Below are 25182 nucleotides of genomic sequence, written 5' to 3'. Positions count from 1 at the left end.
TTTCATTGATCCGGGCGGTCTTCAGCCAAGGATCTCCTCGAGCGCCGAGAGCAGTGCGTCGCATTGCTCGTCAGTGCCGATCGTGATTCTCAGGAACTGGTCGATGCGCGGTACGCGGAAGTGACGCACGATGATGCCCCGTTCGCGCAGGGCGGACGCCAGTTGGCCGCCTTCTCGCGCGGGATGCCGGGCGAAGATGAAGTTGGCGGCTGAGGGCAGGACCTCGAAGCCTGCCGACTGCATGCGGGCTACCAGCCGCTCGCGGCTGGCCATGACCTTCTGCCGCGTGGCATCGAACCACTCCGTGTCGTCCATGGCTGCTGCCGCACCGGCGATGGTCATGCGATCAAGCGGGTAGGAGTTGAAGCTGTTCTTGACGCGTTCGAGCGCCTCGATGAGGTCCGGATGTCCGATCGCGAAGCCTGCACGCAAGCCTGCGAGCGAGCGGCTCTTGGACAAGGTCTGGATCACGAGCAGGTTCGGATGGCGTTGGGTAAGCGATACGGCACTCTCGCCGCCAAAGTCGATATAGGCCTCGTCGATGACCACGACGATTTCCGGTTTTCCGGCGACCAGACGCTCGATTTCATCGAGCGGCAGCAGTCGGGAGGTGGGGGCGTTCGGATTCGGGAAGATGATCGCGCCGGCGTCGGCTGCGAGGTAGTCATCCACCCGGATGCGAAACTGTTCATCCAGCGGAATCGTGCGGTAGTCGATTTCGTAGAGGCCGCAATAGACCGGATAAAAACTGTAGGAGATGTCGGGAAACAGCAGCGGCTTGTCATGCCGGAGCAGGCCGAGGAAGGCGTGCGCCAGGACTTCGTCCGACCCGTTGCCGACAAACACCGAACGTGCTTCGATGCCGAAATGTCGCGCTACGGCCTGCCGGAACAGGTCGGAGTTCGGATCCGGATAGAGCTTGAGTGCCTCGCCGGTTTCCGCGGCAATGGCGGCAAGCGCTTTGGGCGAAGGGCCGTAGGGGTTCTCGTTGGTGTTGAGCTTGATCAGCCGGGCGATCTTGGGTTGCTCGCCGGGCACGTAAGGAGTCAGGCGACTGACGACGTCGCTCCAATAGACACTCATCGGGATGCTCTCAGAATACGGGGAGGGGCTCGAAACGCGTCTGGACGGTCGTTCCGGGCATTGCCAATGCTATCATAGGCCCCGCCTCCGGCTGCTTGCACGGCAGGCCAATCCATCATCCCTACAGGGTCATGCCATGAGGCAAGCCGAAGTCAGTCGCAATACGCTTGAAACGCAGGTTACCGTCAGCATCAACCTCGATGGTTCCGGCAAAGCCCGTCTCGAGACAGGCGTGCCATTCCTGGATCACATGCTGGACCAGATCGCGCGGCACGGTCTGTTCGACCTCGATATCGTGGCGAAGGGCGACCTGCATATCGATGCACACCATACGGTGGAGGATGTCGGTATCACGCTGGGTCAGGCCTTTGCAAAAGCGGTGGGCGACAAGAAAGGGCTGGTGCGCTATGGCCACAGCTATGTCCCCCTGGATGAAGCGCTCTCACGTGTCGTAATCGATCTTTCCGGCCGGCCCGGGCTGGTCTTCAATGTGGATTTCACCCGCGCCCGGATCGGAGACTTCGACGTCGACCTGACCCGCGAATTCTTCCAGGGCTTCGTCAATCATGCATTGGCCACCCTGCATGTCGACAATCTGCGCGGCATCAACGCCCATCATCAGTGCGAGACAGTCTTCAAGGCATTCGGACGTGCGCTCCGCGCTGCATGCACGATCGATGAACGCGCAGCAGGCGCCATGCCCTCCACCAAGGGCAGTCTTTAACCCGCGGACCGAGTTGCCCGGCGGGCGCTTGAGGCGCAGCATCAGGCTGGTGATGTCAGCCCGAGCGACTCCCCGGTTTCAGTCCCCAGTCTTCGCTATCGTCTGATCATGAAAATCGTTGTTGTCGATTACGGCATGGGCAACCTGCGCTCGGTTGCCAAAGCCATTGAGAAGGTGGCTCCTGCAGGGGCCTCCGTCCGCATTTCGAGCGAAGCCGGCGAGATCACCGCGGCCGACCGCGTGGTGGTACCTGGCCAGGGCGCGATGCATGATTGCATGCGGGAGTTTCTCTCCCGTGACCTGCGCGAAGCCGTTCATCAGGCCGCACGGAGCAAACCCTTTCTGGGGATCTGTGTCGGCATGCAGATGCTGTTCGATCACAGCGAGGAGGGCGATACGGCCGGGCTCGGGTTCATTCCCGGCCGGGTTCGCCGCTTCGCGGACGGCATGCTTGGGCCGGACGGTGTTCGCCTGAAGGTGCCCCACATGGGCTGGAACGAAGTCCGGCCAGTGTCGGATCATCCGGTCTGGCAGGGCATTGGCGAGGGTGAGCGCTTCTACTTCGTGCACAGCTATTACTGCGAGCCTGCCGATCCGGTCGCTACGGCGGCGAGTACCGAGTACGGACTGCGCTTTACCTCGGCTGCGGCCCAAGCTAACATTTTTTCAGTACAGTTCCACCCGGAGAAGAGTGCTGCAGCAGGTTTGCGACTGCTGTCGAACTTCCTGAACTGGCAACCCTGATCTTTCACCCAAGCATCCGCCAATGGCCGGATGAATTCTTTTTTTGTGCGCTTTGCACGCCTGATCCCCTCATACCATCATGCTGCTCATTCCTGCGATTGACCTCAAAGACGGCCACTGTGTTCGCCTGCGTCAAGGCGAAATGGACGATGCCACGGTTTTTTCCGAAGACCCGCGTGCCATGGCCCGCATCTGGCTCGACAAGGGCGCCCGCCGCCTGCATCTGGTAGACCTCAATGGAGCATTTGCCGGCAAGCCCCGGAATGAAGCCGTCATCAAGGCGATCTGCGAGGAGGTCGGCAATGACATCCCCGTGCAGCTCGGCGGCGGAATCCGGGATCTCGATACCATCGAACGTTATCTGGATGACGGCATCAGCTACGTGATCATCGGTACGGCTGCCGTGAAGAACCCCGGCTTCCTGCATGACGCCTGCAGTGCCTTTCCCGGCCACATCATCGTCGGTCTGGACGCCAAGGACGGCAAGGTGGCGGTCGACGGCTGGTCCAAACTGACCGGACATGACGTGATCGACCTGGCAAAGAAATTCGAGGACTACGGCGTGGAGTCGGTGATCTACACCGACATCGGTCGTGACGGCATGCTCTCCGGCGTGAATATCGAGGCCACGGTCAAGCTTGCCCAGGCTTTGCGCATCCCGGTGATTGCCAGCGGCGGCGTGACCGATCTGAAGGATATCGACGCGCTCTGTGCGGTCGAATCCGAAGGCATCATGGGCGCGATTACCGGCCGGGCCATCTATGAAGGCACGCTGGACTTCGAAGCGGCCCAGGCGCGCGCTGACGAACTCAATGGCGAGGCTGACTGATCAATGCTCGCCAAACGCATCATTCCCTGTCTCGATGTCACGGCGGGCCGTGTCGTCAAGGGGGTCAATTTCCTTGAGCTGCGTGACGCAGGCGATCCGGTCGAGATTGCCCGTCGTTACGACGACCAGGGAGCTGACGAGCTCACCTTTCTGGATATCACCGCGAGTTCGGACGAGCGCGACATCATCCTGAATATCGTGGAGCAGGTTGCCAACCAGGTTTTCATTCCGCTGACCGTGGGCGGCGGCGTTCGCAGTGTGGCGGACGTGCGCAGGCTGCTCAATGCCGGCGCGGACAAGGTGAGCATCAACAGTGCGGCGGTCAATAACCCCGAGCTCGTCGCTGAAGCGTCTGGCAGGGTCGGCAATCAATGCATCGTCGTCGCGATCGATGCCAAGCAGACCGCGCCCGGGCAGTGGGGCGTGTTCACCCATGGCGGGCGCAAGCCTGCCGGGCTTGATGCCATCGAGTGGGCCCGCAAGGTGGAGTCTCTTGGTGCAGGTGAAATCCTGCTGACCAGCATGGATCGGGACGGAACAAGGATCGGATTCGATCTTGCGCTGACCCGGGCCATTTCCGATGCAGTGAATATCCCGGTCATCGCGAGTGGCGGTGTCGGTAACCTGGACCATCTTGCCGAGGGTGTGATTGAAGGCCGCGCTGATGCGGTGCTGGCCGCCAGCATCTTTCACTACGGCGAATATACGGTCCGGCAGGCCAAGGAAGTCATGCGTGCGCGTGGCGTGGAGGTCAGGCTGTGAGCAGCACGAAGTGGTTGAACGAGGTGGTGTGGGACGAGCAGGGACTCGTGCCGGCCATCGCACAGGATGCGGAAACCGGCGAGGTGCTGATGTTCGCCTGGATGAACCGTGAAGCGCTGGCCTTGACTGCCGAGCGCGGCGAAGCCGTGTACTGGTCACGCTCGCGTCGCAAGCTGTGGCACAAGGGTGAAGAGTCCGGCCATACCCAGAAAGTGCGCGAGATCCGCATGGATTGCGATGGTGATGTCATCCTGCTGCGCATCGAGCAGGTCGGCGGCATCGCGTGTCATACCGGGCGTCGCAGCTGTTTCTTCAACCGCCATGTTGCGCAGGGCGGGTGGGAAGCGGTGGATCCCGTCATCAAGGATCCCGCCGATATCTATACCAGGAAGCAATCCTGAAACAGGAGTCTGTCATGATCGACCCGGAAGTGCTGCAAAGGCTTTCCGCTACGCTGGCGCAGAGGAAGTCTGCTGCGCCGGAATCGTCTTACGTTTCCAGCCTGTACGCAAAAGGCACCGATGCGATCTGCAAGAAGGTGGCGGAGGAGGCTGCAGAAACCATCATGGCTGCGAAGGATGGAGATCTGCGTCACATCGTTTATGAAGTGACTGATCTCTGGTTTCACTCGCTGATCCTGCTGAGTCAGTTCGGTTTGTCTGCCGACGATGTGCTGGGGGAACTCCGACGCCGCGAGGGTATCTCAGGTATTGAAGAAAAGAATGCACGCAAATCATGAGTGACTGCATTTTCTGCCGGATCATCCGGGGCGAGATTCCCTGCAGCAAGGTCTATGAGGACGATGAAATCCTCGCTTTCAGGGATATTCATCCGCAGGCTGCGGTGCATGCGTTGATCATCCCGAAAAAGCATGTTGCCACGCTGGCCGATGCTTCACCGGAAGACGCGGAAGTACTCGGCCGCATGCTGGTGCTGGCTCCGCGCATCGCGAAGGAACTGGGGGCTGGCGAGGGTTTTCGCAGCATCATCAACACCGGAAAGCATGGCGGACAGGAGGTGTATCATCTGCACATGCACATTCTTGGCGGGCAGCAGATGCCGGCCATGATCAAATACTGAGGAGAAGTTTCAATGGGTTCATTCAGCATCTGGCATTGGTTGATCGTCCTGGTCATCGTGATGCTGGTTTTCGGTACCAAGAAACTGCGCAATATCGGTGAGGATCTTGGTGGGGCGGTCAAGGGCTTCAAGCAGGGCATGAAAGACAGTGAAGCCGAAGCCAAGCCCGCGCAATCGAGTGGCTCACAGACGATTGAAGGCCAGGCTCGCGAAAAGAATGATTGAGCCGGGCTTCGAGCATGAGAAGGGCGCGCAGGCTGCGCGCCTTTTTTTGTTTTCCGTTCCCGTCTGAAAATGCAGGTTGAACATGTTTGACATCGGATTTTCCGAACTGGTACTGATCGCCATTGTCGGCCTGGTTGTGTTCGGCCCCGAAGAGCTGCCGCGCGTTGCCCGTACGGCAGGCCACCTGCTCGGACGTTTGCGCCGCTATGTGGCCGATGTGAAGTCGGACATCAGCCGCGAGATGGAGGCTTCGGAGATGAAGAGCCTGGTGTCTGACGTGCAGGAGTCAGCGCGGGCCTTCCAGAGCTCCATCAACGAGCAGGCCGCTGCGTTCAAGGCTGAGTTCAGCGAGGTCGCGAGTCTGCCCGAACAAGCGAAGGCCACGCTGGAGGCATCGTTTGCTGCTGAAACCTCTACCGACACTGCAGCAACAGCTTCGCCGGAAGCCGTGCAGGACAGCATCGGTGTGGCGAGTGGCATTCCCGAGGTCACCCCGCCTGTGGAGACTGCAGCATGCGTGCCCGAAGTACAGGCGGCGCCTGCGCCGGAGCCGACTCGGGATGAAAACCAACTGGACCTTTTCGGCGAGCCGCCAACCGTTCGCAAAGAGCAGAAAGAATGAATCCGGTGGATCAGCAAGAAAGCTTCATTTCCCATCTCGTTGAACTGCGCAACCGCCTGATCAAGTCCTTGGTGGCGGTGCTGGTGGTGTTCCTTTCCCTGGTCTGGTGGGCCAAGGACCTTTATGCCCTGCTGGCCGCGCCCCTGCTTGCCGTGTTGCCGCAGGGCGGCCAGATGATTGCGACCGATGTGGTGGGGGTGTTCCTCGTACCGGTGAAGGTGGTGGCCTGGCTGTCCCTGCTGATCGCGATGCCGGTCGTGCTCTATCAGGCCTGGGCGTTCGTGGCGCCAGGGCTTTACGCGCATGAAAAGCGTTTCGCTGTGCCGGTCATGATTGCCAGCTGCATCCTGTTCGTCATCGGGATGGCTTTTGCCTATTTCGTGTTCTTCCCCGGCATGTTCAAGGTCATGGCGAGCTTTACACCGCAAGGTGTGGCCTGGATGACCGACATCGACAAGTATCTCAGCTTCGTGATGGGGATGTTCCTCGCGTTCGGCGCAGCCTTTGAAGTGCCGGTGGTAGTGGTGCTGCTCGTGCTGATGGGGATTGTCAGCACTGCGAAACTGGCCGAAGCCCGCCGCTATGTCATCGTCGGCGCTTTTATCGTGGCAGCTGTGGTGACGCCACCGGATGTAGCCTCACAGTTCATGCTGGCCTTTCCGATGTGTCTGCTCTACGAGCTCGGGATTCTGGTCGGTCGGCTGCTGGAAAAACGCCGGGACTGAAGCCTCCGCAAGCCTCTTACTCCGACGAGTCACGGCTGACGCTCGGCAGCGGGCGTTGAGCCACCTGGACGACAGGCTCCATCTTCTTGCCGTTGCGCAGGATGGTTGCCTTGGCGAGCTGCCCGGGCGGGAGTGCCGCGACGTTTTCAAGCACGCCGTGAGCGTTGTTGATCGGTTTGCCGTCGATGGCAATCAGCAGATCACCCGGCCGCATTCCGGCTTTGGCCGCGGGGCCATTGCGTGAAAGCCCCGTGATCAGCGCGCCCTGCTGCGGCAGATCGAAAGCCTTCGCCAATTCTGGCGTGACTTCCTGAATCTGGATGCCGATCCAGCCGCGCGTGACCTGCCCTGTCCTGATGATCTGCTCCATGATGCTGCGTGCAGAGCTCGCCGGAATGGCGAAGCCGATGCCTTGCGAGCCGCCCGAACGCGAGTAGATCGCGGTGTTGATCCCAACCAGATTGCCCTGGGTGTCGATCAGCGCGCCGCCCGAGTTGCCCGGATTGATAGCGGCGTCGGTCTGGATGAAATTCTCGAAGGTGTTGATGCCGAGTTCTGAGCGCCCCATCGCGCTGATGATGCCCATGGTCACGGTCTGGCCGACGCCGAATGGATTGCCGATGGCGAGCACGACATCACCGACCGCGACCTGCCCCTGCGCGAAACGGATGGCCGTTAGCGGTGTCTTGCTGTCGATGCGGAGAACGGCAAGGTCGGACTCTGGATCCCGGCCGACGATGCGGGCGGCATACTTGGCGCCGTCATTGAGTGCCACTTCGATGGCGTCAGCGGACTCGATGACATGGTTGTTTGTCAGGATGTAACCGTCTGCGCTCACGAGCACGCCCGAACCCAGTCCGGAACGGCGCTGTGGGGTGTTCTGTTCCGGAGTGCCGAAAAAACGCCTGAAGAACGGGTCTGCAAGCAGCGGATTGCGCGGGGTCGGAATTTCAGCGCTGGTGAAAATGTGTACCACCGAGGGCAGTGCGGTCTGCGCGGCGGCAGCATAACTGCCATTGGCAGGAGCAGCGGGGGCCGGCAGGGCTCCCGTTGCCGGCGCGAATTCGTGCTGGACGGCCTCGACGACGGCGGGGCGGCTGACCCATTCTGGTTTGAGGGTGCTCACCACGAACAGCACCGCCATGGCAATGGTTGCCGTCTGGGCAAAGATCAGCCAGAGCCGTTGCATAATCTTCCGATTGCGGACAATGTCCGCCGATATCCAGGTTGAAAGGACCCAAGCGTGAATCGAAATGCCCTTCAGATGCTTCTGGAATCATTTCTGGACTGCGCTCGTTTCAGCGATTATTCCCCAAACGGTTTGCAGGTGGAAGGTCGTGAAGAGATTGCTCGCGTTGTTTGCGGCGTGACGGCCAGTCAGGCGCTGATCGAGCACGCCGTGGAGGTCGGTGCCGACGCGATCATCGTTCATCACGGCTGGTTCTGGCGTGGCGAAGACCCCTGCCTGACGGGATTCCGGCGCAAGCGCGCAGCGACGCTGATGGCGCATGACATCAATCTGTTTGCCTATCACCTGCCGCTCGATGCCCATCCCGAGCTGGGCAATAACGCCCAGCTCGGCAAGCTGCTGGGCTGGCGTTTCGAGCGTCTGGGCGCGCGGCAGCCGCTGGTGCATCACGGGGTTTTGCCACACCCCTTGCCAGCGGGCGAACTGGCTCGCCAGCTGGCTGCCCGCCTTGCGCGGGAGCCGCTGCTGGTCGGGAATCCGGAGCGGCTGATCCGTCGGGTGGCATGGTGCACCGGCGGTGCCCAGGCTTACTTCGAACAGGCCATTCTCGAAGGCGCAGAGCTCTATCTCTCGGGGGAGATATCCGAGCAGACCGTGCATCTTGCCCGCGAGACGGGCGTTCCTTACATCGCCGCCGGGCACCACGCCACTGAGCGATATGGCATCCAGGCACTTGGCGCCTGGCTGGCCCGCGAACATGGGCTTCAAACCAGCTTCGTTGATCTGGACAACCCCGTCTGACTGAAAACCGGCCGTGTCAGCGCGGCGGGTTTTCTTCGTCGGCGGAACCGATCTGGTCCAGATCGATGTGCAGGGTCTTGCTCAGATCGGTCATGTCCAGGTCGAAATCGAGCTGGTTGCTGTCGTAGGGCCGGAAAGTGTCTGGCGCCTGCTTTTCATCGTTAAGCACCACGCTCATCGAGAGCGCTTCGTCGTCAATGATCGGTGGTACGGCGAGTTCGACAGTCGGGATGGCTATCGACCGGCTCATGGCACGTGTGGAGGGCTCGGGTTTTGCCGGGTCTGTTGCTTCAGGTCGGTAAGGGCCCAGCTGACGTTCCAGAATGCTCAGCAGGAGCAGGATTTCATCGATGATGGCCAGCGGAAAACCCGATCGCGTGCCTTGCCGGTTGTCGCGCAAAAGCGTGTGCAGGAAGGCCTGGCATTCCCGGCGGCCCCAGGACTCCGTGAGGCGGCTTACGATATGCGGCAGGTTTTCGAGCGAATCGGGTGCCTGGCGGGCCAGCTCGAATTCATCCCAGGGTGCCGGCCGCACGTTGAAGGTCTTGTTCAGCCGGGAACACAGGGCCTCGTATTCCGGGCGCATGTCTGCTGCGCGATAGACCTCCAGCAGCTTGATCCAGGGCTTGACCGCCTGTTTCGGATTGACGCGGATGAAGTCGGCGAGCGTCTGGGCCGCACCCTGGACGCGTCCGAAGGACATCATGATGTCGGCCAGTTCCACGGCCGAATCGTGCTCTTCAACATCGCCTTCGACGATCTGGAGGATGGAGGGCGGGCCGAATCCGGTAGCGCTGAGGCTGCTCAGCGCGCCTTCCAGACTCCTGGGGGGCAGGGCAGAGGCTTTTGGGGCCTGACCTTGCTCGTCAGGCCAGATATCGGCTTCTGACAAGGGCTCGATCAGTGCCGCGTCAAGGCCGCCTGCCGGGTCCGCAGGCGCTTCGGCGACGAGTGCTGAGCCTGCTCGCTTCCTTCGCCAGATCAGCATCCCGGCCAGCAAAAGAGCAAGGAGCAGGGCTGCAATGCCTGCAAGCCAGTTCTGCAGGTCCGAGAGTGCCGTCGTGGTCTGCTCCGGCGGGGTGGGCAGAGGCGAGCGAGCCGCAACCGGCACCGCGGTTTGTGAGGCGGCCGGTCCGGGGGCTGACTGTGCTGTCCTGAGTTCGTGCTCCAGGCGATCAGCATCCTCGCGGAGATGATTCTGCAGGGCTTCAAGCTGCCTGAGGCGCTCCGCAAGTTCGAGTTGCGTCGCGATCTTTTCATCGAGTGCGGCCAGCAACTGCATTTCGGTACGCAGGCGCTCGCGCTGGGGCTCACTCAACTCGCGGCGATGTGACAGGGCGCCGGAAAGCTGCAGGGGCGAGGTTTCGGCGTTACCGCTGACAATCAGGCGGTTTCTTTCCTGCGCTCTGGGCTGGTCTGAAGCACTTCGACGCTCAGATGCAGGTGCTTGCCTCGCAGGACGTGGTTCCGTTTGCGCGCTGGCCGGCACGGGCGCTTCCGTCTGCGGGGAGAGGCGCGGAATGATGAGCTCGATGCCTGCTGGCAGGCGGTCCAGCGTTCCACGTGGCCGGTCGCTGAGTGCCGCCTGGTTTTCTGTCAGCAAGGCTCGTGCGAGGCGTCTCTGGGCGGCGGCGTCGCCAGGCCGGAGCCGGTTTGCGATGCTGCGGGCGCTGTCGCCCTCCTGGGTCGTGGTGCGCTCCGGCATGCCTTTGCCGGCTTCTCCGGTGACAGGTGCAGGGGGCTGCGGAACAGGCGCGGCGGCCTGAGGCGCCGGAGGGGTCTTGGGATCCTGCGTGTCCCGAATGAGCGGCGGATCCAGCAGGATCGTGTAATCGCGGCGAAAAGCCGTGTCGCAGCGGATCAGCACCCCAAGCATGATGACGGGCTGACTTGTTGCCGGCGCCGAGATGACCAGCAGCGCTTGCCCATTGTGCGTTTCGAGCGTCAGCTTCGCCTTGCTCAGCCAAGGCAGGTCGTCCGTACGATTGACGGGCTGTGAAGCCAGGCTCACGCACTGCAGATCGACGGACTCGGCAGAGCCTGACTGGATGGGAATTTCAATCCGTATCGGGCTGTCGACGCGGCTTCGTGTGCTTGCCGAGCCGAGCCCGAGCGCGTGAGAGGCGGGTGTCAGGCCCAGCATCAGGATGCTTGCGGCACCTGCCATGAACGGATGGCGCCGGACAAGCGCTGGTTTGGCCCGGCGTGGGTAAATGCGATGTGTGGTGTCTGGGAACGGCGCTTTCATGTGCTGGAGATTTTACCGGTTTTGCAGCTCCTGCCAGTTCTGACGGCCGATCCGCCGTGTCTTTTTACTCGGTTTTCACCAAGCTACCATCGATTCGGGCTTGCTGGGGGTGAAGCAAGGGGCAGGTTGCCGGATACCCGGATGTGGCCCGGACGCTCGCTGGCGTACTCTTATATATGATTCAGTTCGGTATAGAATCCACCTACCCTGCAGAGATGCACGAGTCCTCAGCTTGCCGGTATTGCCGGCGATCCGGGGGAGATCGTGAGCCCGGGGTTCCGTCGTGTTTCAGTTCATTGACGACTCAATCCGCGCCTGCCATTCCGGACTGTCTGGCAGCGCGAAACAAGGGCAAGATAAATGAAAATCCATGAGTACCAAGCAAAAGAGATCCTGCGCAAGTATGGGGTTGTAACGCCGAGAGGCATCCCGTGCTTCAGCGTGGAGGAGGCTGTCAAGGCCGCTGACGAACTTGGCGGTTCGATCTGGGTAGTGAAGGCCCAGATTCACGCCGGCGGTCGCGGCAAGGGTGGTGGCGTGAAGCTGGCCCGCTCCAAGGAAGAAGTGAGCAAGATCGCCGGCGAGATCCTCGGCATGCAGCTCATTACCCACCAGACTGGCCCGGAAGGTCAGAAGGTGCGCCGCCTGATGATCGAAGAAGGCGCCGACATCAAGAAGGAATATTACGTTGCCGCGCTGACCGATCGCGCCACCCAGAAGGTGGCCATGATGGCCTCCTCCGAAGGTGGTATGGACATCGAGGAAGTCGCGCACAACACCCCGGAAAAGATCATCAAGGTCTTCGTCGATCCGGCTACCGGTCTGACCGATGCGCAAGGTCTGGAGCTGGCGAAGGGTATCGGCGTGCCGGAAGGCTCACTCGACAAGGCGGTCGATACCTTCAAGAAGCTCTACACCTGCTACATGGAAACCGATGCCTCGCTGGCGGAAATCAACCCGCTGATCCTCGAAGGCAATGGCAACATCAAGGCGCTGGATGCCAAGTTCAACTTTGATTCGAACGCGCTCTTCCGTCACCCGGAAATCGTCGCGTACCGCGATCTGGATGAAGAAGACCCGGCCGAGATCGAAGCCTCCAAGTTCGATCTGGCCTACATCTCGCTCGACGGCAACATCGGTTGCCTGGTCAATGGCGCTGGTCTTGCGATGGCGACCATGGACACCATCAAACTGTTCGGCGCCGAGCCGGCCAACTTCCTCGACGTGGGCGGCGGTGCCACCACCGAGAAGGTGACCGAAGCCTTCAAGATCATGCTCAAGAACCCGGCAGTTAAGGGCATTCTGGTCAACATCTTCGGCGGCATCATGAAGTGCGACACCATCGCCAACGGCGTGGTGACGGCCGCGCGTGAAGTGAAGCTAGCCGTGCCGCTGGTGGTGCGCATGAAGGGCACCAACGAGGATCTGGGTAAGAAGATCCTTGCCGAGTCCGGCCTGCCCATCATCTCTGCCGACACCATGGCAGAGGCCGCCCAGAAGATCGTTTCCGCTGTGGCCTGAGGCCGGAGCCAGGAGTTCAATACATGTCCATCTACATCAACAAAGACACCAAGGTCATCACCCAGGGCATTACGGGCAAGACCGGTCAGTTCCACACCGAAAAGTGCCAGGAATATGCCAACGGCAAGAACTGTTTCGTGGCCGGTGTGAATCCGAAGAAGGCTGGCGAGTCCATCTTCAATATTCCGATTTTCGGTACGGTGAAGGAAGCTGCCGCTGAAACCGGTGCAACCGTGTCCGTGATCTACGTGCCGCCCGCTGGCGCTGCCGCTGCCATCTGGGAGGCCGTCGAAGCCGATCTGGATCTGGCGATCTGCATCACCGAAGGCATTCCGGTGCGCGACATGCTGGAAGTGCGCAACCGCATGAAGGCCAAGGAAGCCGCCGGCGGCAAGCGCACGCTGCTGCTGGGGCCGAACTGCCCGGGCCTGATCACGCCGGACGAAATCAAGATCGGCATCATGCCGGGCCACATCCATCGCAAGGGCCGCATCGGCGTCGTGTCGCGTTCGGGCACGCTGACCTATGAAGCCGTGGCACAGCTGACCGAAATCGGTCTGGGCCAGTCTTCCGCAGTGGGTATCGGTGGTGATCCCATCAATGGCCTCAAGCACATCGACGTGATGAAGGCTTTCAACGATGACCCCGATACCGATGCCGTCATCATGATCGGCGAAATCGGCGGTCCGGACGAAGCCGAAGCAGCCCAGTGGTGCAAGGCCAACATGAAGAAGCCGATCGTAGGCTTCATCGCTGGCGTGACGGCTCCGGCCGGCAAGCGCATGGGCCATGCTGGCGCGCTGATTTCCGGTGGTGCCGACACGGCTGACGCCAAGCTCGCCATCATGGAGGAGTGTGGTTTCAAGGTGACGCGCAATCCGTCAGAAATGGGCAAGCTGCTCAAGAGCCTGATCTGAGCAGTGCTCCCTGAAGTCAATGCAAAAGGCCGCGCACGCGGCCTTTTGCATTCAGCGAGCCATCGCGCAGCGAGCGGGAAGCGGCGTGCTGCGGTAAGCTCACGGCTTTGACGCGTCACCGGGTTGTTTCGAATGGATTTGTTGCTGCACACCGAATTCTGGCTGGCTGTTGGCCAGATCATCATGATCGACATCCTCCTTGGGGGAGACAACGCCGTCGTCATCGCGCTCGCGTGCCGGCAGCTGGATCCCTCGTTGCGGACCAAGGGCATTGTCTGGGGTACGGTTGGCGCGATCATCCTGCGGGTGATCCTCATCTTCTTCGCGCTGACGCTGCTGAAAATCTCCTTCCTTAAACTGGTCGGCGCAATTCTTCTCGTCTGGATCGGTGTGAAGCTGCTTTTGCCCGAGGAGGATGACGGACACGGCAACATCAATGCGAGTGACCGTCTCTGGTCCGCGGTCAAGACCGTGATCGTTGCCGACTTCGTCATGAGTCTCGACAACGTCATCGCGATAGCCGGGGCGGCCGAGGGCGCTGGCGGCGATCACAAGATGCCGCTCGTGATATTCGGTCTGCTGGTGAGCATCCCCATCATCGTCTGGGGCAGCCAGCTCGTAATACGCCTGATGGATCGATTCCCGACGATTGTCGTCTTCGGCGGGATGCTGCTGGGCTGGATTGCCGGCCATATGGCCGTGACAGATCCGGTTCTGCTCGAGTGGACGGCGGATGAAGCCGGCGTGGTCCGCAGCAGCGTTTCCTATACCGCCAGTGGGGCCGGGGCGCTGATCGTGCTCCTGCTGGGCAAGTTGCTTGGACGTCACGCCGGAGCAGAGCGCCGGGGAAAATCCTGACACAATCCGGAATGTTTCGATCCAGGCGTGGTCTGATGCCGCTACGCGGTGCGATACTGGCTGATGATCCGGCCAGTGAGCCTTCAGGGCAATTTCGGGGAAAGAGTGTGGTGAGGTCAAGATGGCAAAGCTGATTCTGAGTATGGACGGTCTGGTGCTGAAGGAGATTCCTCTCGTGAAGGAGCGGACAACCATCGGTCGCAAGCCGCACAACGACATCCAGATCGACAACCTCGCGATCAGTGGCGAGCACGCCGTGATTGTGTCCATCCTCAACGATGCTTTTCTGGAAGACCTCAACAGCACCAATGGCACGTATGTGAATGGTCAGTCGGTCAAGAAGCATGTGCTCAAGGAAAACGATGTTGTCGAGCTCGGCAAGTACCGAATCAAGTTCCTCAAGGACGCTCCTGATACCAACTTCGGAGCAACGTTCGACAAGGCATTTTCCACAGCGCCTGACGCCGTGAAGCTGGGGGCCAGCCCTCGCGCGCACACGGAAACCATGGTGGGTTTCGGTGCCGAAGCCTCGATCACCAGCGGAGAAGGCTGGACGGCACCGGCCGAGGTAGCGCCGGTCGTGACCGGCACCGAGCAGCTTGGTGTCGTGCAGATCATCAGCGGACGCAATGCCGGGCGAGAGCTCGAGCTTTCCAAATCTCTGACCACGCTTGGCAAGCCGGGCGTGCAGGTGGCGGTGATTACCCGGCGGCCGCATGGCTACTTCATCACGCATGTGGAAGGGGACTCCTTTCCGATTCTCAATGGCAAGCATCTCGATGCGCAGGCCCACCTGCTTGGAGACCATGACGTGATCGAACTGGCCGGCGTGAAGATGGAGTTCTACCTGCGCACGGATGCGGGCGCGGGCAAGAGCTGAGCGAATGCGGGTTGAAGTCCTGGGGTGCAGCGGCGGGATCGGTGGTGCAGGTTTCCTGACGACCAGCCTTCTTGTTGACGAGGACATCCTCATCGATTGCGGGACGGGCGTCGGCCAGCTGTCACTGGAAGCGCTGCTCAGGATCGAGCATATTTTCCTCACTCATGCGCATCTCGATCACATCGCGATGCTGCCCATGCTGATCGATACCATCGGCGATTTGCGCTCGCGGCCGATCATCGTGCATGCCGGTCGGGAAACGCTCAAGGTGCTGCGCGAGCACGTTTTCAACTGGCTCGTGTGGCCCGATTTCACCGTGATTCCGGGTTATGTGAATCCGATGCTGCGGCTCGAGGAAATCCGTTGCGGCCAGACCCTGAATCTTGCGGGGCGCATGATTACCCCCATTCCGGCCCGGCATGCGGTGCCGGCAACCGGCTACCTGATCGACTCGGGCAACGGCAGCCTCGCATTCTCGGGCGATACCGCGATCTGCGAGGAACAGATTGCCGCGCTGAACGCGATTCCCGATCTGCGCTACCTGATCATCGAGGCGGCTTTTCCGGAGTCGCAGCGGGCAATGGCCGAGGTGTCCTGTCACCTGTCGTCCGGCATGCTGCATGAAGTCCTGCGGCGGCTTACTGTGAGACCCGAGGTTTTTGTCACTCACCTGAAGCCCGGTTATGCCGAAGAGATTGCCCGCGAGGTACTGAATTACCCTGGCGATGCCGAGCTCCGGCTGCTGGCGGCCGGGCAGCGCTTCGAGCTCGGCCAGCAGGCTTGACGCCTGCGGGGCAATGAAAACAAAAAAGGCCGTCTTCGTGACGGCCTTTCCGGTTTCAGGGCTTGTTACTTTCCGCCCAGCGTTTCCATGACTTCCCATTTCCCGCTGCGAACCTGGTAGACAGTGATGCCGCCGTTGGCGAGGTCACCCTTGTCGTCGTAGGAAATATCCGGGGCAGTGACGCCGGCGTGATGGATCGAAGCCAGCACCGGCAGGTACTTGGCGGGTTCGCTGGAGTCCGCCTTGAGCATGGCTGCAACCATCACACGGGTCGCATCGTAGCCATAGGGAGAATAGATCTCGGGTTCGCCGAAACGCTCCTTGAAGCGCTTCAGGAAGTCAGCGCCCCCCGGCATCTGCTCCATCGGCACGCCTGCGAGCGAAGCAATGGTGCCCTCGGCCGCGTCCCCCGCGAGTTTGATGAAGGTGTCCGAGCGGGTCATTTCACCCGAGATCAGCGGGGACTTGAGACCGATCTGGGTGAGCTGCTTCGCGAGCGGTCCGGATTGCGCATCGGTGCCGCCGAAGAAAATGGCGTCGGGCTTGCGGCTCTTGATCCGTGTCAGGATGGCCATGAAGTCGCTGGCCTTGTCATTGGTGAATTCGCGTGCAACGACGTTGCCGCCGGCAGCCTTGGCGGCTTTCTCGAACTCGTCCGCCAGGCCCTGACCATAAGCGGTACGGTCGTCGATGATCGCGATCTTCTTCGCGGCCAGTTTCTCCACGACAAAGCGCCCCATGACCGAGCCTTGCTGCGTGTCGGAGGTCATCGAGCGGAAGGTAGTCTTGAAACCCTGCTGGGTGAAGGCCGGCGCGGTTGCCATCGCGATCTGCGGCATGCCGGCGTCCGAATACACCTTGGATGCAGGGATGGAGGTGCCGGAGTTGAAGTGGCCGATCACGCCGGACACCCCGCCGTCGAGCACGCGTTGCGCGACCTGGGTGGCGGTCTTGGGGTCGGCCATGTCGTCTTCGGCCACGAGCACGAACTTGACCGGCTTGCCGCCGAGCGTGGGGTTCAGCGCGTTGGCATCGTCGAGTGCGAGCTGCACGCCGTTCTGGTAGCCCTTGCCATAGTGCGCCTGGGGCCCGGTCAAGGGTGCTGCGAAGCCGATCTTTACCTGCGTTGCAGTGTCGGCGGCGCCGGGGGTGCCCTGGCTTTCCTGCTTCTGGCCGCAGGCACCCAGCACGAGTGCAATGCCCAGCGCAGCGGCCATGACCGGATTGAAATGACGAGACATGTATGAACTCCCGGAGATGGAAATGAAGGGGCGTACGCAAAAAAGAACGCGACGCCGACAGAAGTGGATTGGGGCAACTCTGCCTTGGGTTTAGACTCCTTGCAAGGCGTCGCCGGCCTTTTGATGGCAAAAGGATTGCTGCGCGGGATTTTCTCGCACAAGGTCATGCAGCGGGGCGCCCTCATCCATGGAGAAGTGAATGAAGGTATCGGTGATCGGCATGGGCGCAGTGGGAACGGAAATCGTCGGATTCCTGGTCCATATGAGCGAGGTGACCGAAATCGTTGCGGTAGACAAGGCCAGGGCCAAGGCGGAGGCCGAGATCTGGGATTTTTCCCACACCACGCCTTTTACCTATGCCAAGAATCCCTTGCTCATCGCGGGCGACTATGCCGACACGGCGGGCAGCAACATCGTTGTCATCACCGCTGGCGCCCAGCTGCAGCAAGGGCAGACGCGGGACGACCTGGTGCGCGTCAACAGCGCGATACTGCGCGAGATCATCCAGCAGGTGGAGCGTTATTCACCCGGTGCCATCGTCATCAACGTGACCAACCCGGTGGACGTGATGACCCAGGTCATGCTGATGGCATCAAGCTATCCCGCCGGCAAACTGATCTCGGCCGGCACGCTGATCGATACGGCGCGCTTCCTGCGCATCCTGAGTGATCATGTGAAGATCGATCCGAAAAACATCTACGGCTACATGCTGGGTGACCATGGTGCGACCGGCTTCATCCCCTGGAGTCTGTGCAAGGTGTGTGGTCTGGATGTCGACAGCTATTGCCGTCTCAACGGCCTGCCTCCGATTGATCGTGAAGCCGTTCGCCAGCAGACGCTGGAGGCGGGTTTCCGCATCTTCGAGCGCAAGGGCAACACCAACCACGGCATAGCAGCCAGCGTGTTCCGCATCATCCGGGCCATCGAGGGCAATGAGCAGTCCATCCTGCCGCTGGGGGTAATGCTCAAGGGGGAATACGGCGTGAACGGACTGGTGATGAGCGTGCCCTGCGTGGTCGGGCGCAACGGCGTCGAGCGCGTGCTGAGCTACGAGTTTTCGGACGAGGAAATGGCCGGCTTCCGTCGGTCCGAATCACATCTGCGCGAGCTGCTCGCACTGACCTGATTCCGGCGGCCTTGTCCAGACAAAAAGGGCCACGCACAGCGTGGCCCTTTTTGTTCGAGACCCGTGACGGGTTTCAGCTTGCGTAGTCTTCCATGGGCACGCAGGCGCAGAAGAGGTTGCGGTCACCGTACACATCGTCGATGCGATTCACGCTGGGCCAGAACTTGTTCTCGCGCACAAAGGGCAGCGGGAACACCGCCTCGTCACGCGTGTAGGGACGGGTCCATTCGCTGCTGATCACGTCGCTCTGCGTGTGCGGTGCATGCTTGAGCGGATTGCTGTCGGCCGGCAGCTCACCGGCTTCCACGCGGCGGATTTCCGCGCGGATGGCGCGCATTGCGGCGATGAAGCGATCCAGCTCGCCCTTGTCTTCCGATTCGGTCGGTTCGACCATGATCGTGCCAGCCACCGGGAAGCTCATGGTGGGGGCGTGGAAGCCGTAGTCCATCAGGCGCTTGGCGATGTCGACCTCGCTGATGCCGGTGGCGGCCTTGATCGGCCGGATATCCAGAATGCATTCATGGGCCACCCGTCCCTGGCTGCCCATATAGAGCACCGGGTAGTCGTCCTTCAACTGACTGGCGACATAGTTGGCGTTCAGGATGGCGGTTTCGGTAGCGAGCTTCAGCCCGGAGCCACCCATCATGCGGATGTACATCCAGCTGATCGGCAGGATGGAGGCTGAGCCGAAGGGGGCCGCGGACACCGCCCCCTGACCCGCGTTCGGGCGTTCTGCCGAGCCGGTGGCTGCCACGACGTGGTCAGCCATGAAGGGCGCGAGGTGCGCGGCCAGTCCGATCGGGCCCATGCCAGGCCCGCCGCCGCCGTGCGGGATGCAGAAGGTCTTGTGCAGGTTCATGTGGCTCACGTCCGCGCCGATGGTGGCGGGCGAGGTGAGGCCGACCTGAGCGTTCAGGTTGGCGCCGTCCATGTACACCTGCCCGCCTGCGGCATGTACCAGCGCACAGATTTCCTTCACCGCCTCTTCGAATACGCCATGCGTGGAGGGGTAGGTGATCATCAGCGCGGCGAGCTGGCTGCCGTGATCCGCGATCCGGGCTTTCAGGTCGGTCACGTCCACGTTGCCATTGTCATCACAGGCCACGACGACCACTTCCAGCCCGCACATCTGCGCGGTGGCCGGATTGGTGCCGTGAGCAGACTTCGGAATCAGGCAGATGTTGCGATGCGCTTCGCCGCGCGAGGCGTGGTAGCGGCGAATCGCCACCAGCCCGGCATACTCGCCTTGAGCCCCCGAGTTGGGCTGCATGCAGATGGCCGGGAAGCCCGTGACGGCGCGCAGGTAGTCAGCCAGTCCTTCGATCATCTCGAGGTAGCCGGCGGCCTGGTCACGCGGCACGAAGGGATGCATGGCGCCGAATTCGGGCCAGGTCACCGGGATCATCTCGCTGGTGGCGTTGAGCTTCATGGTGCAGGAGCCCAGCGAGATCATCGAGTGGTCCAGCGCCAGGTCGCGGTTCTGCAGACGCTTGAGGTAGCGCAGCATCTCATGCTCGGTGTGATGCGTATTGAATACCGGATGGGTGAGGATGGCATCGGTGCGCAGCAGGGCGCCGGGCAGCAGCGTACCGGACACCGCCTGATCGAGCGCGTCAATGTCGGCGCTGACACCGAAGGCCGAGAACAACTCGGCCAGATCGGCACGGGTATGCGTCTCGTCGAAGCTCACGCCGACCCGGGTTGCGGACACTGGGCGCAGGTTGTAGCCGGCACCCAGTGCGGCCTGCATGACGGCTGCGGTGTCTTCGCCAGTCTCGATGTCGAAGCTGTCGAAGAAATTGTCGGTAGCGAGCGCGTAGCCCGCTTCGCTTAGCCCCGCGGCGAAAATCTTGGCCAGGCGATGGATGCGGCGGGCAATCGTACGCAGCCCTTCCGGGCCGTGATAGACCGCGTAGAAACCTGCCATGTTGGCCAGCAGGACCTGCGAGGTGCAGATGTTGGAGTTGGCCTTCTCGCGGCGGATATGCTGTTCGCGTGTCTGCAGGGCCATGCGCAGTGCGGTCTTGCCGCGGGCGTCTTTCGAAACCCCGATGATGCGGCCGGCCATGCTGCGCGAGTTGGCTTCACGGGTGGCAAAGAAGGCGGCATGCGGACCGCCGAAGCCCATCGGCACACCGAAGCGCTGGGCCGAACCGAAGGCGATGTCGGCACCCATTTCGCCGGGGCTTTTCAGCAGCACCAGCGCCATCAGATCGGTGGCCACCGCCACACAGCTGCCACGCGCCTTGCAGGCCGCAATCAGGGCGGCGTGATCGGCCACGGCACCGCTGACGTCGGGGTACTGCAGCAGTACGCCGAAGGCATCGTGATCCGCGGCCTGTGCTGCCGGCGCAATGACGAGTTCATAACCGAAGTAGGCCGCGCGGGTCTTCACCACATCAATGGTCTGCGGGAAGCAGGCCGCATCGATGAAGAACACGTTGCTCTTCGACTTCGACACGCGTCGGGCCATGGTCATGGCTTCCGCGGCGGCCGTCGCCTCGTCGAGCAGCGAGGCGTTGGCGAGCTCCAGACCGGTCAGGTCGATGATCATCTGCTGCCAGTTGAGCAGTGCTTCCAGCCGGCCCTGGGCGATTTCGGCCTGGTAGGGAGTGTAGGCGGTGTACCAGCCCGGGTTCTCCATCACGTTACGCAGGATGACGGCCGGCGTATGCGTGCCGTAGTAGCCCATGCCGATCAGGGATTTCTTGAGCACGTTCTTGCCGGCAATGGCCTTCAGGTCGGCCAGCGCCTCCTGCTCCGGCGTGGGGCCGGCAATGGCCAGGGGGGCGGCCAGGCGAATGCCGGCGGGCACGGTCTGGGCGATCAGCTCGTCGAGGCTCGCGACGCCGAGACTTGCGAGCATCTCGGCCTGTTCGGCCGGGCTGAGTCCGAGGTGGCGGGCCAGGAAGGCGTCACGGGCTTCAAGCGTGGAGAGCGGGATGGGGTGGTGCATGGCGTTCTTTCAGGAGGGGCGGGGCGTCAGGGTTTTTTCTGGTCGGACTTGCGCTTGAAGCGCAGCAGCACGAAACCCAGCCAGACGGCGATCAGCAGCGCGGTGAGCCACTTGCCACGCGTGAGCACGAGCATGACAAGGCACATGCCGCCAGCGACGATGGCGTACTTCAGCAGCTCGTCGATCGGGTTGCGTGGGGGCCTGGACATTCAGGGCCGGGCGGCAGCCCGTGGCGCGTTGCCACAGGCTGCATTGCCCGCGACAGGATCAGGCGGCGTCCACGACCCGGGCGTAGCCGGCCGCGTCGAGCAGCGCATCGATGTCGTCCAGGCTGGCCGGCTTGAGCTTGAACAGCCAGGCGCCGTAGGGATCGGAGTTGACCGTGTCCGGGGCATCGACAGCTGCCGTGTTGGCTGCAATGATTTCGCCGGCCACCGGTGCGTAGATGTCGGAGGCTGCCTTGACCGATTCGACGACCGCGACTTCCTCGCGGGCCTTCACCACGCGGCCGGCTTCCGGCAGTTCCAGGAACACGATGTCACCCAGCGCGCCTTGCGCATGGTCGGTGATGCCGATGGTCAGCGTGTTGTCCGGCTCCTTGCGGACCCATTCGTGCGATTCGGTGTAACGCAGGTTGGCGGGAATACTCATGTCTTGCTCCTTGGTGAAATTCGGGACGGGATGAATTCGGGATGTGTCAGACCAGCACCTTGCCACGCCGCACGAAGGGCATCTTCACGACGCGGGCGGGCAAGCGCTTACCACGGATGTCCACTTCGACAGTGTCGCCGATCGCGACGGCCGCCGGAACACGCGCAAAGGCGATGGAGGCGTTCATGCTGGGGGCGAAGCTGCCGCTGGTGGTCTCGCCTTCGCCGTGGGCGGTAAAGACCTGCATGTGGCTGCGCAGGACGCCGCGGTCCTGCAGCAGGATGCCGACCAGCTGGCGTGCGGGCGGCGTGGCTTCGAGCGCCTTGCGGCCGATGAAGTCGCGCTCGCCGGAGAAGTCGACCGTCCAGGCCAGGCCCGACTCCAGCGGGCCGATGCTTTCGTCCATGTCGGCGCCATAAAGATTCATGCCGGCTTCCAGACGCAGCGTATCGCGCGCGCCGAGACCGATGGGGGCCACGCCTTGCGCGGCCAGGGCTTGCCAGGTCGCCACGGCGTGTGAGGCGGGCAGGATCAGTTCATAGCCGGCCTCGCCGGTGTAGCCGGTGAAGCAGATCATCAGCTCGCCCATGCGTGCTGCCTGGAAATACTTGAGCGAGGCCGCGACGGCCTCGCTGCCGGGAATGGCGGCCCAGACCTTGGCCTGGGCATTCGGGCCCTGCACGGCGATGATGGCCAGGTCGCGGCGCGGCGTGATCGTGACATTGCCGCCACCGGGCAGTTGGCGGGCGACTTCGCGCATCCAGGCCACGTCCTTGTCGGCCGTGCCGGCATTGACCACGATGCGGTAGTCGTCGGATGCGAAGAAATAGACGATCAGGTCATCGATGACACCGCCATCTTCCCGGAGCATGCAGGAATAAAGCGCCTTGCCGGGTTCGCTGAGCTTGGCCACGTTGTTGGCCAGCAGCTTCTGCAGGAAGGCCTGCGCGCCCGCGCCGGAAATGTCGACCGGCAGCATGTGGGAGACGTCGAACATGCCGGCGTCGGCCCGGACGATTTTGTGCTCTTCGAGCTGCGAACCGTAATGAATGGGCATGTCCCAGCCGGCAAAGTCGACGATCTTGGCGCCGGCGGCGGCATGGACGGGGTAGAGCGGAGTCTGCTTGGCCATGTTTCTCTCAGGGGCAAATGAAAAAGGGCCGGGTGCACGGTGTGCATCGGCCCCCATCTGTCCTTGGTACCTGAGAGATTGCGTCTGGCTGCTCCATCAGGTGGCGAGAAGTCGGCCTGCCTGTGAAGTGCCCGGTCATCTGACGCGTGCCCCTTCGGTGGATGTCTCGCGGACATCGCTCTCCAGATCTGTACTCTTCGTCCGGTCCTTCTGCCTGAGCGTTCCCGGGGGGTTACGCCTTCGGCGGCTGCAGGGCAGCACTCTCCCGAACGAGCGGCGAATGTAACCTGCCGATGCGCCGAACTCAACGCCCCGATGAATTTATTTTTCCGGCGCGTCTCTTCAGCCCAGTGGGCTGCGGGTAAGCAGCAAAAATCCTGCATTGGTCAGGAAGTGCACGGCAATGGCCGCGGACAGGGCCTGCCGCGCGCCGGCCATGAATCCGTAGAGCAGGCCTGCGACAAAAGCCATTGCGGCAAAGGCCGGGCCCCAGGGCAGATGCACGAGCGCGAACAGCACGGCAACAAGGACCACGATCAGCGGGAAGGGCAGGCGTGAGGCCAGACCCTCGCGAAGCCCGCCCTGGATCAGACCGCGGAAAAACGCCTCTTCCGCAAACACCGTGAGGAAGAGGTTTCCGGCCAGCCACACGAGCGTGCCGCTCTGCCAACGCGGATCCAGGTCGGCCAGGCCGCCGAGGAGGGCGAGTATCGGCAGGGCCAGCCCGGCCGGCAGCAGCAGGGCGAAGCGAAGGCGATCCGGCTTGCCTTGCCTGGGCAGCGCAAGCAGCAGTAAGAGCCCGGCCAGCCCTTTGTCGTAGTGCCAGCGTAGCGGCAGCGTGCCGCTCCGTCCGAAACCTTCGCTCCATAGGTGCGGCGAGAAACCAGGGAGCAGGTGCAGGGCTGCGGCCAGTGCCCATACACCACAGGCGGTCAGCAACAGCGTGCGCTGCGCGGTGGTCGTGGCGGGACGTCGGGCCAGCCAGGCCAGTCCGAATGCCGGAAGCGTCAGGGCCAGAGCCATCGGGTCGAGCACGCCTGCCAGACCGGCCAGGATGAGCGAGACGATTCCGATGAGCATTGCCGGCGCGTGTGCCCGTTCGACGAGACTGGCTCCGAGGGCGGCAAAGAGGCTCAGGAAAGCGGCGAGGGCGAGAGGGGAGGGCGAAAGCATGGTGCATCCTTGGCTTGTGCGTGTCGGACGTCAAGCGCCGGCTGCTAGACTGGAGGCATGAACGATGTCCTGAACGCAGATCTGCACTGCCATTCCACTGTCTCGGACGGCCTTCTGCCGCCTGTCGGGCTTGTCCGTCGAGCTCATGCCAACGGCGTACAGATGATGGCACTGACCGATCATGACGAGCTCGGTGGGCTGGCGGAGGCTCGCGCCGAAGCGGAGTCGCTCGGCATCCGTTTCGTCAATGGCGTCGAGATTTCCGTCTCCTGGCAGGATCAGTCGGTGCACATCGTCGGATTGGGGGTGGATACCGCCTGCAGTGCGCTGGTCGAGGGGCTGGCCGGCGTGCGTTCAGGACGCGATACCCGGGCTCGCCGGATGAGTGACGGCCTGGCGGCGATCGGCATTCGCGGCGTGTACGAGGGCGCGCTGAAATACGTGGGCAATCCGGCACTCATCTCACGCGCGCACTTTGCCCGCTATCTGGTCGAAATCGGCATCGCGCGGGATATGCCGACCGTGTTCGATCACTATCTGGTGCGCGGCAAGCCGGGCTTTGTCGATCACGAGTGGGCGAGTCTCGAGGAGGCGCTGGGCTGGATCCATGCCGCGGGCGGCATTGCGGTGGTGGCCCATCCGGGGCGAACTCGGGTCAGCAAGAGTGGCATGGAGTCGCTGTTCAATCGTTTTCGCGATCTGGGGGGCGAAGCCATCGAGGTCGTCTCGGGCTCACAGTGCGGTGCCGAGGCACTCGAATTCGCGCGTGTTGCGCGCCGTTACGGCTTTCTGGCTTCCCGTGCCTCGGATTTTCACGGGCCGGGCGAGAGCGTGGTGGATATCGGGCGCGCCGAGCGTCTGCCGCCCGACCTCAAGCCGGTGTGGGAGCGTTTGGTGTAAGGTGCCGCCTT

The 25182-nt window shown here is 62.2% G+C and carries 27 protein-coding genes and 1 riboswitch; of the genes, 18 read left to right on the top strand and 9 right to left on the bottom strand.

Translation table 11 applies throughout. The annotated features are described in order from the left end of the window. Positions 1 to 21: 21 nt before the first annotated feature. Positions 22 to 1083, bottom strand: coding sequence for a histidinol-phosphate transaminase (hisC, locus tag ABDB87_RS01500; protein ID WP_345923441.1), 1062 nt, complete (start codon positions 1081 to 1083; stop codon positions 22 to 24). A gap of 136 nt (positions 1084 to 1219) precedes the next feature. Here hisC and hisB point away from each other — a divergent pair, with 136 nt between their 5' ends. From hisB to tatC, 10 genes are all read left to right on the top strand, one after another. Beyond that, complete coding sequence (gene hisB, locus ABDB87_RS01495; protein ID WP_345923440.1) at positions 1220 to 1807, top strand: imidazoleglycerol-phosphate dehydratase HisB; 588 nt, start codon at positions 1220 to 1222, stop codon at positions 1805 to 1807. Positions 1808 to 1912: 105 nt separating this feature from the next. After that, a complete protein-coding gene (hisH, locus tag ABDB87_RS01490) occupies positions 1913 to 2551 on the top strand; it encodes an imidazole glycerol phosphate synthase subunit HisH (RefSeq protein WP_345924657.1) in 639 nt (212 codons plus the stop codon). Between the two features lie 79 nt (positions 2552 to 2630). After that, the gene (gene hisA / locus ABDB87_RS01485) at positions 2631 to 3380 is read left to right on the top strand and encodes a 1-(5-phosphoribosyl)-5-[(5-phosphoribosylamino)methylideneamino]imidazole-4-carboxamide isomerase (RefSeq protein WP_345923439.1); all 750 of its coding nucleotides are present in this window, start codon (positions 2631 to 2633) and stop codon (positions 3378 to 3380) included. Between the two features lie 3 nt (positions 3381 to 3383). After that, positions 3384 to 4142 (top strand): imidazole glycerol phosphate synthase subunit HisF, encoded by a 759-nt coding sequence (gene hisF / locus ABDB87_RS01480; RefSeq protein ID WP_345923438.1) that lies wholly within the window; start codon positions 3384 to 3386, stop codon positions 4140 to 4142. Next, positions 4139 to 4543 carry a phosphoribosyl-AMP cyclohydrolase gene (hisI, locus tag ABDB87_RS01475; RefSeq protein ID WP_345923437.1) on the top strand — a complete coding sequence of 135 codons (405 nt, stop codon included), beginning with the start codon at positions 4139 to 4141 and terminating at the stop codon, positions 4541 to 4543. The genes hisF and hisI overlap by 4 nt, the downstream gene beginning before the upstream one ends. Before the next feature lie 14 nt (positions 4544 to 4557). Next, positions 4558 to 4881 (top strand): phosphoribosyl-ATP diphosphatase, encoded by a 324-nt coding sequence (locus ABDB87_RS01470; protein WP_345923436.1) that lies wholly within the window; start codon positions 4558 to 4560, stop codon positions 4879 to 4881. Further along, positions 4878 to 5222: a histidine triad nucleotide-binding protein gene (locus ABDB87_RS01465; protein WP_345923435.1), complete on the top strand. Its 345-nt coding sequence runs from the start codon at positions 4878 to 4880 to the stop codon at positions 5220 to 5222. Before ABDB87_RS01470 ends, ABDB87_RS01465 begins: the two co-directional genes overlap by 4 nt. Before the next feature lie 12 nt (positions 5223 to 5234). Continuing rightward, complete coding sequence (tatA, locus tag ABDB87_RS01460; RefSeq protein ID WP_345923433.1) at positions 5235 to 5447, top strand: Sec-independent protein translocase subunit TatA; 213 nt, start codon at positions 5235 to 5237, stop codon at positions 5445 to 5447. A gap of 82 nt (positions 5448 to 5529) precedes the next feature. Next, a complete protein-coding gene (gene tatB, locus ABDB87_RS01455; protein ID WP_345923432.1) occupies positions 5530 to 6069 on the top strand; it encodes a Sec-independent protein translocase protein TatB in 540 nt (179 codons plus the stop codon). 5 nt (positions 6070 to 6074) lie between these two features. Then, positions 6075 to 6794: a twin-arginine translocase subunit TatC gene (tatC, locus tag ABDB87_RS01450; protein WP_345923430.1), complete on the top strand. Its 720-nt coding sequence runs from the start codon at positions 6075 to 6077 to the stop codon at positions 6792 to 6794. Positions 6795 to 6810: 16 nt separating this feature from the next. Here tatC and ABDB87_RS01445 read toward each other — a convergent pair whose 3' ends face one another. Beyond that, on the bottom strand, positions 6811 to 7983 hold the full coding sequence (locus tag ABDB87_RS01445; RefSeq protein WP_345923428.1) for a trypsin-like peptidase domain-containing protein: 1173 nt from the start codon (positions 7981 to 7983) through the stop codon (positions 6811 to 6813). Positions 7984 to 8037: 54 nt separating this feature from the next. Here ABDB87_RS01445 and ABDB87_RS01440 point away from each other — a divergent pair, with 54 nt between their 5' ends. After that, positions 8038 to 8784, top strand: coding sequence for a Nif3-like dinuclear metal center hexameric protein (locus tag ABDB87_RS01440; RefSeq protein ID WP_345923426.1), 747 nt, complete (start codon positions 8038 to 8040; stop codon positions 8782 to 8784). A gap of 16 nt (positions 8785 to 8800) precedes the next feature. Here ABDB87_RS01440 and ABDB87_RS01435 read toward each other — a convergent pair whose 3' ends face one another. Beyond that, on the bottom strand, positions 8801 to 10951 hold the full coding sequence (locus ABDB87_RS01435; RefSeq protein WP_345923424.1) for a type IV pilus assembly protein FimV: 2151 nt from the start codon (positions 10949 to 10951) through the stop codon (positions 8801 to 8803). A gap of 441 nt (positions 10952 to 11392) precedes the next feature. Here ABDB87_RS01435 and sucC point away from each other — a divergent pair, with 441 nt between their 5' ends. The 5 genes from sucC to ABDB87_RS01410 all read left to right on the top strand — a co-directional run bounded on the left by sucC (position 11393) and on the right by ABDB87_RS01410 (position 15992). Then, positions 11393 to 12553: an ADP-forming succinate--CoA ligase subunit beta gene (sucC, locus tag ABDB87_RS01430; RefSeq protein ID WP_345923422.1), complete on the top strand. Its 1161-nt coding sequence runs from the start codon at positions 11393 to 11395 to the stop codon at positions 12551 to 12553. 23 nt (positions 12554 to 12576) lie between these two features. Then, complete coding sequence (gene sucD / locus ABDB87_RS01425; protein WP_345923420.1) at positions 12577 to 13470, top strand: succinate--CoA ligase subunit alpha; 894 nt, start codon at positions 12577 to 12579, stop codon at positions 13468 to 13470. A gap of 132 nt (positions 13471 to 13602) precedes the next feature. Then, positions 13603 to 14328, top strand: coding sequence for a TerC family protein (locus tag ABDB87_RS01420; RefSeq protein ID WP_345923418.1), 726 nt, complete (start codon positions 13603 to 13605; stop codon positions 14326 to 14328). Between the two features lie 121 nt (positions 14329 to 14449). Further along, a complete protein-coding gene (locus tag ABDB87_RS01415) occupies positions 14450 to 15208 on the top strand; it encodes an FHA domain-containing protein (RefSeq protein ID WP_345923416.1) in 759 nt (252 codons plus the stop codon). A gap of 4 nt (positions 15209 to 15212) precedes the next feature. Further along, on the top strand, positions 15213 to 15992 hold the full coding sequence (locus tag ABDB87_RS01410; RefSeq protein ID WP_345923414.1) for a 3',5'-cyclic-nucleotide phosphodiesterase: 780 nt from the start codon (positions 15213 to 15215) through the stop codon (positions 15990 to 15992). 65 nt (positions 15993 to 16057) lie between these two features. Here ABDB87_RS01410 and ABDB87_RS01405 read toward each other — a convergent pair whose 3' ends face one another. Beyond that, on the bottom strand, positions 16058 to 17233 hold the full coding sequence (locus tag ABDB87_RS01405; RefSeq protein WP_345923412.1) for a branched-chain amino acid ABC transporter substrate-binding protein: 1176 nt from the start codon (positions 17231 to 17233) through the stop codon (positions 16058 to 16060). Between the two features lie 199 nt (positions 17234 to 17432). On the opposite strand from ABDB87_RS01405, the gene ABDB87_RS01400 reads away from it, so the two are divergent. After that, positions 17433 to 18359, top strand: coding sequence for a malate dehydrogenase (locus ABDB87_RS01400; protein WP_345923410.1), 927 nt, complete (start codon positions 17433 to 17435; stop codon positions 18357 to 18359). Between the two features lie 73 nt (positions 18360 to 18432). Here the strand turns inward: ABDB87_RS01400 and gcvP are convergent, their stop codons facing one another. The 5 genes from gcvP to ABDB87_RS01375 form a co-directional block, all read right to left on the bottom strand. Then, on the bottom strand, positions 18433 to 21315 hold the full coding sequence (gcvP, locus tag ABDB87_RS01395) for an aminomethyl-transferring glycine dehydrogenase (protein WP_345923408.1): 2883 nt from the start codon (positions 21313 to 21315) through the stop codon (positions 18433 to 18435). Between the two features lie 26 nt (positions 21316 to 21341). Then, the gene (locus ABDB87_RS01390; RefSeq protein ID WP_345923407.1) at positions 21342 to 21524 is read right to left on the bottom strand and encodes a hypothetical protein; all 183 of its coding nucleotides are present in this window, start codon (positions 21522 to 21524) and stop codon (positions 21342 to 21344) included. A 58-nt stretch (positions 21525 to 21582) separates the two neighbouring features. Continuing rightward, on the bottom strand, positions 21583 to 21966 hold the full coding sequence (gcvH, locus tag ABDB87_RS01385) for a glycine cleavage system protein GcvH (RefSeq protein ID WP_345923405.1): 384 nt from the start codon (positions 21964 to 21966) through the stop codon (positions 21583 to 21585). Positions 21967 to 22012: 46 nt separating this feature from the next. Then, positions 22013 to 23098 carry a glycine cleavage system aminomethyltransferase GcvT gene (gene gcvT, locus ABDB87_RS01380; protein ID WP_345923403.1) on the bottom strand — a complete coding sequence of 362 codons (1086 nt, stop codon included), beginning with the start codon at positions 23096 to 23098 and terminating at the stop codon, positions 22013 to 22015. 192 nt (positions 23099 to 23290) lie between these two features. Further along, positions 23291 to 23376: riboswitch (glycine riboswitch) on the bottom strand. 64 nt (positions 23377 to 23440) lie between these two features. Continuing rightward, positions 23441 to 24271 carry a CPBP family intramembrane glutamic endopeptidase gene (locus ABDB87_RS01375; protein WP_345923401.1) on the bottom strand — a complete coding sequence of 277 codons (831 nt, stop codon included), beginning with the start codon at positions 24269 to 24271 and terminating at the stop codon, positions 23441 to 23443. Positions 24272 to 24328: 57 nt separating this feature from the next. Here ABDB87_RS01375 and ABDB87_RS01370 point away from each other — a divergent pair, with 57 nt between their 5' ends. Next, positions 24329 to 25171: a 3',5'-nucleoside bisphosphate phosphatase gene (locus ABDB87_RS01370; protein WP_345923399.1), complete on the top strand. Its 843-nt coding sequence runs from the start codon at positions 24329 to 24331 to the stop codon at positions 25169 to 25171. The last annotated feature ends 11 nt before the right edge of the window (positions 25172 to 25182 follow it).

Source organism: Uliginosibacterium paludis, from assembly GCF_039631355.1.
Lineage (GTDB): Bacteria > Pseudomonadota > Gammaproteobacteria > Burkholderiales > Rhodocyclaceae > Uliginosibacterium > Uliginosibacterium paludis.
The sequence above is the reverse complement of the archived record's forward strand: the minus strand, read 5'-3'. Positions and strand labels throughout refer to the sequence as shown.

What these genes read in the sequence shown, in the direction of transcription:
- hisF (WP_345923438.1), top strand. Translation starts at nt 3,384, where the DNA reads ATGCTCGCCAAACGCATCATTCCCTGTCTCGATGTCACGGCGGGCCGT.
- ABDB87_RS01410 (WP_345923414.1), top strand. Translation starts at nt 15,213, where the DNA reads ATGCGGGTTGAAGTCCTGGGGTGCAGCGGCGGGATCGGTGGTGCAGGT.
- gcvH (WP_345923405.1), bottom strand. Translation starts at nt 21,966, where the DNA reads ATGAGTATTCCCGCCAACCTGCGTTACACCGAATCGCACGAATGGGTC.
- sucD (WP_345923420.1), top strand. Translation starts at nt 12,577, where the DNA reads ATGTCCATCTACATCAACAAAGACACCAAGGTCATCACCCAGGGCATT.
- gcvP (WP_345923408.1), bottom strand. Translation starts at nt 21,315, where the DNA reads ATGCACCACCCCATCCCGCTCTCCACGCTTGAAGCCCGTGACGCCTTC.
- hisB (WP_345923440.1), top strand. Translation starts at nt 1,220, where the DNA reads ATGAGGCAAGCCGAAGTCAGTCGCAATACGCTTGAAACGCAGGTTACC.
- ABDB87_RS01445 (WP_345923428.1), bottom strand. Translation starts at nt 7,983, where the DNA reads ATGCAACGGCTCTGGCTGATCTTTGCCCAGACGGCAACCATTGCCATG.
- sucC (WP_345923422.1), top strand. Translation starts at nt 11,393, where the DNA reads ATGAAAATCCATGAGTACCAAGCAAAAGAGATCCTGCGCAAGTATGGG.
- hisC (WP_345923441.1), bottom strand. Translation starts at nt 1,083, where the DNA reads ATGAGTGTCTATTGGAGCGACGTCGTCAGTCGCCTGACTCCTTACGTG.
- ABDB87_RS01415 (WP_345923416.1), top strand. Translation starts at nt 14,450, where the DNA reads ATGGCAAAGCTGATTCTGAGTATGGACGGTCTGGTGCTGAAGGAGATT.
- tatB (WP_345923432.1), top strand. Translation starts at nt 5,530, where the DNA reads ATGTTTGACATCGGATTTTCCGAACTGGTACTGATCGCCATTGTCGGC.
- ABDB87_RS01470 (WP_345923436.1), top strand. Translation starts at nt 4,558, where the DNA reads ATGATCGACCCGGAAGTGCTGCAAAGGCTTTCCGCTACGCTGGCGCAG.
- ABDB87_RS01400 (WP_345923410.1), top strand. Translation starts at nt 17,433, where the DNA reads ATGAAGGTATCGGTGATCGGCATGGGCGCAGTGGGAACGGAAATCGTC.
- ABDB87_RS01405 (WP_345923412.1), bottom strand. Translation starts at nt 17,233, where the DNA reads ATGTCTCGTCATTTCAATCCGGTCATGGCCGCTGCGCTGGGCATTGCA.
- ABDB87_RS01420 (WP_345923418.1), top strand. Translation starts at nt 13,603, where the DNA reads ATGGATTTGTTGCTGCACACCGAATTCTGGCTGGCTGTTGGCCAGATC.
- gcvT (WP_345923403.1), bottom strand. Translation starts at nt 23,098, where the DNA reads ATGGCCAAGCAGACTCCGCTCTACCCCGTCCATGCCGCCGCCGGCGCC.
- hisA (WP_345923439.1), top strand. Translation starts at nt 2,631, where the DNA reads ATGCTGCTCATTCCTGCGATTGACCTCAAAGACGGCCACTGTGTTCGC.
- tatA (WP_345923433.1), top strand. Translation starts at nt 5,235, where the DNA reads ATGGGTTCATTCAGCATCTGGCATTGGTTGATCGTCCTGGTCATCGTG.
- ABDB87_RS01370 (WP_345923399.1), top strand. Translation starts at nt 24,329, where the DNA reads ATGAACGATGTCCTGAACGCAGATCTGCACTGCCATTCCACTGTCTCG.
- ABDB87_RS01375 (WP_345923401.1), bottom strand. Translation starts at nt 24,271, where the DNA reads ATGCTTTCGCCCTCCCCTCTCGCCCTCGCCGCTTTCCTGAGCCTCTTT.
- ABDB87_RS01390 (WP_345923407.1), bottom strand. Translation starts at nt 21,524, where the DNA reads ATGTCCAGGCCCCCACGCAACCCGATCGACGAGCTGCTGAAGTACGCC.
- ABDB87_RS01435 (WP_345923424.1), bottom strand. Translation starts at nt 10,951, where the DNA reads ATGGCAGGTGCCGCAAGCATCCTGATGCTGGGCCTGACACCCGCCTCT.
- ABDB87_RS01465 (WP_345923435.1), top strand. Translation starts at nt 4,878, where the DNA reads ATGAGTGACTGCATTTTCTGCCGGATCATCCGGGGCGAGATTCCCTGC.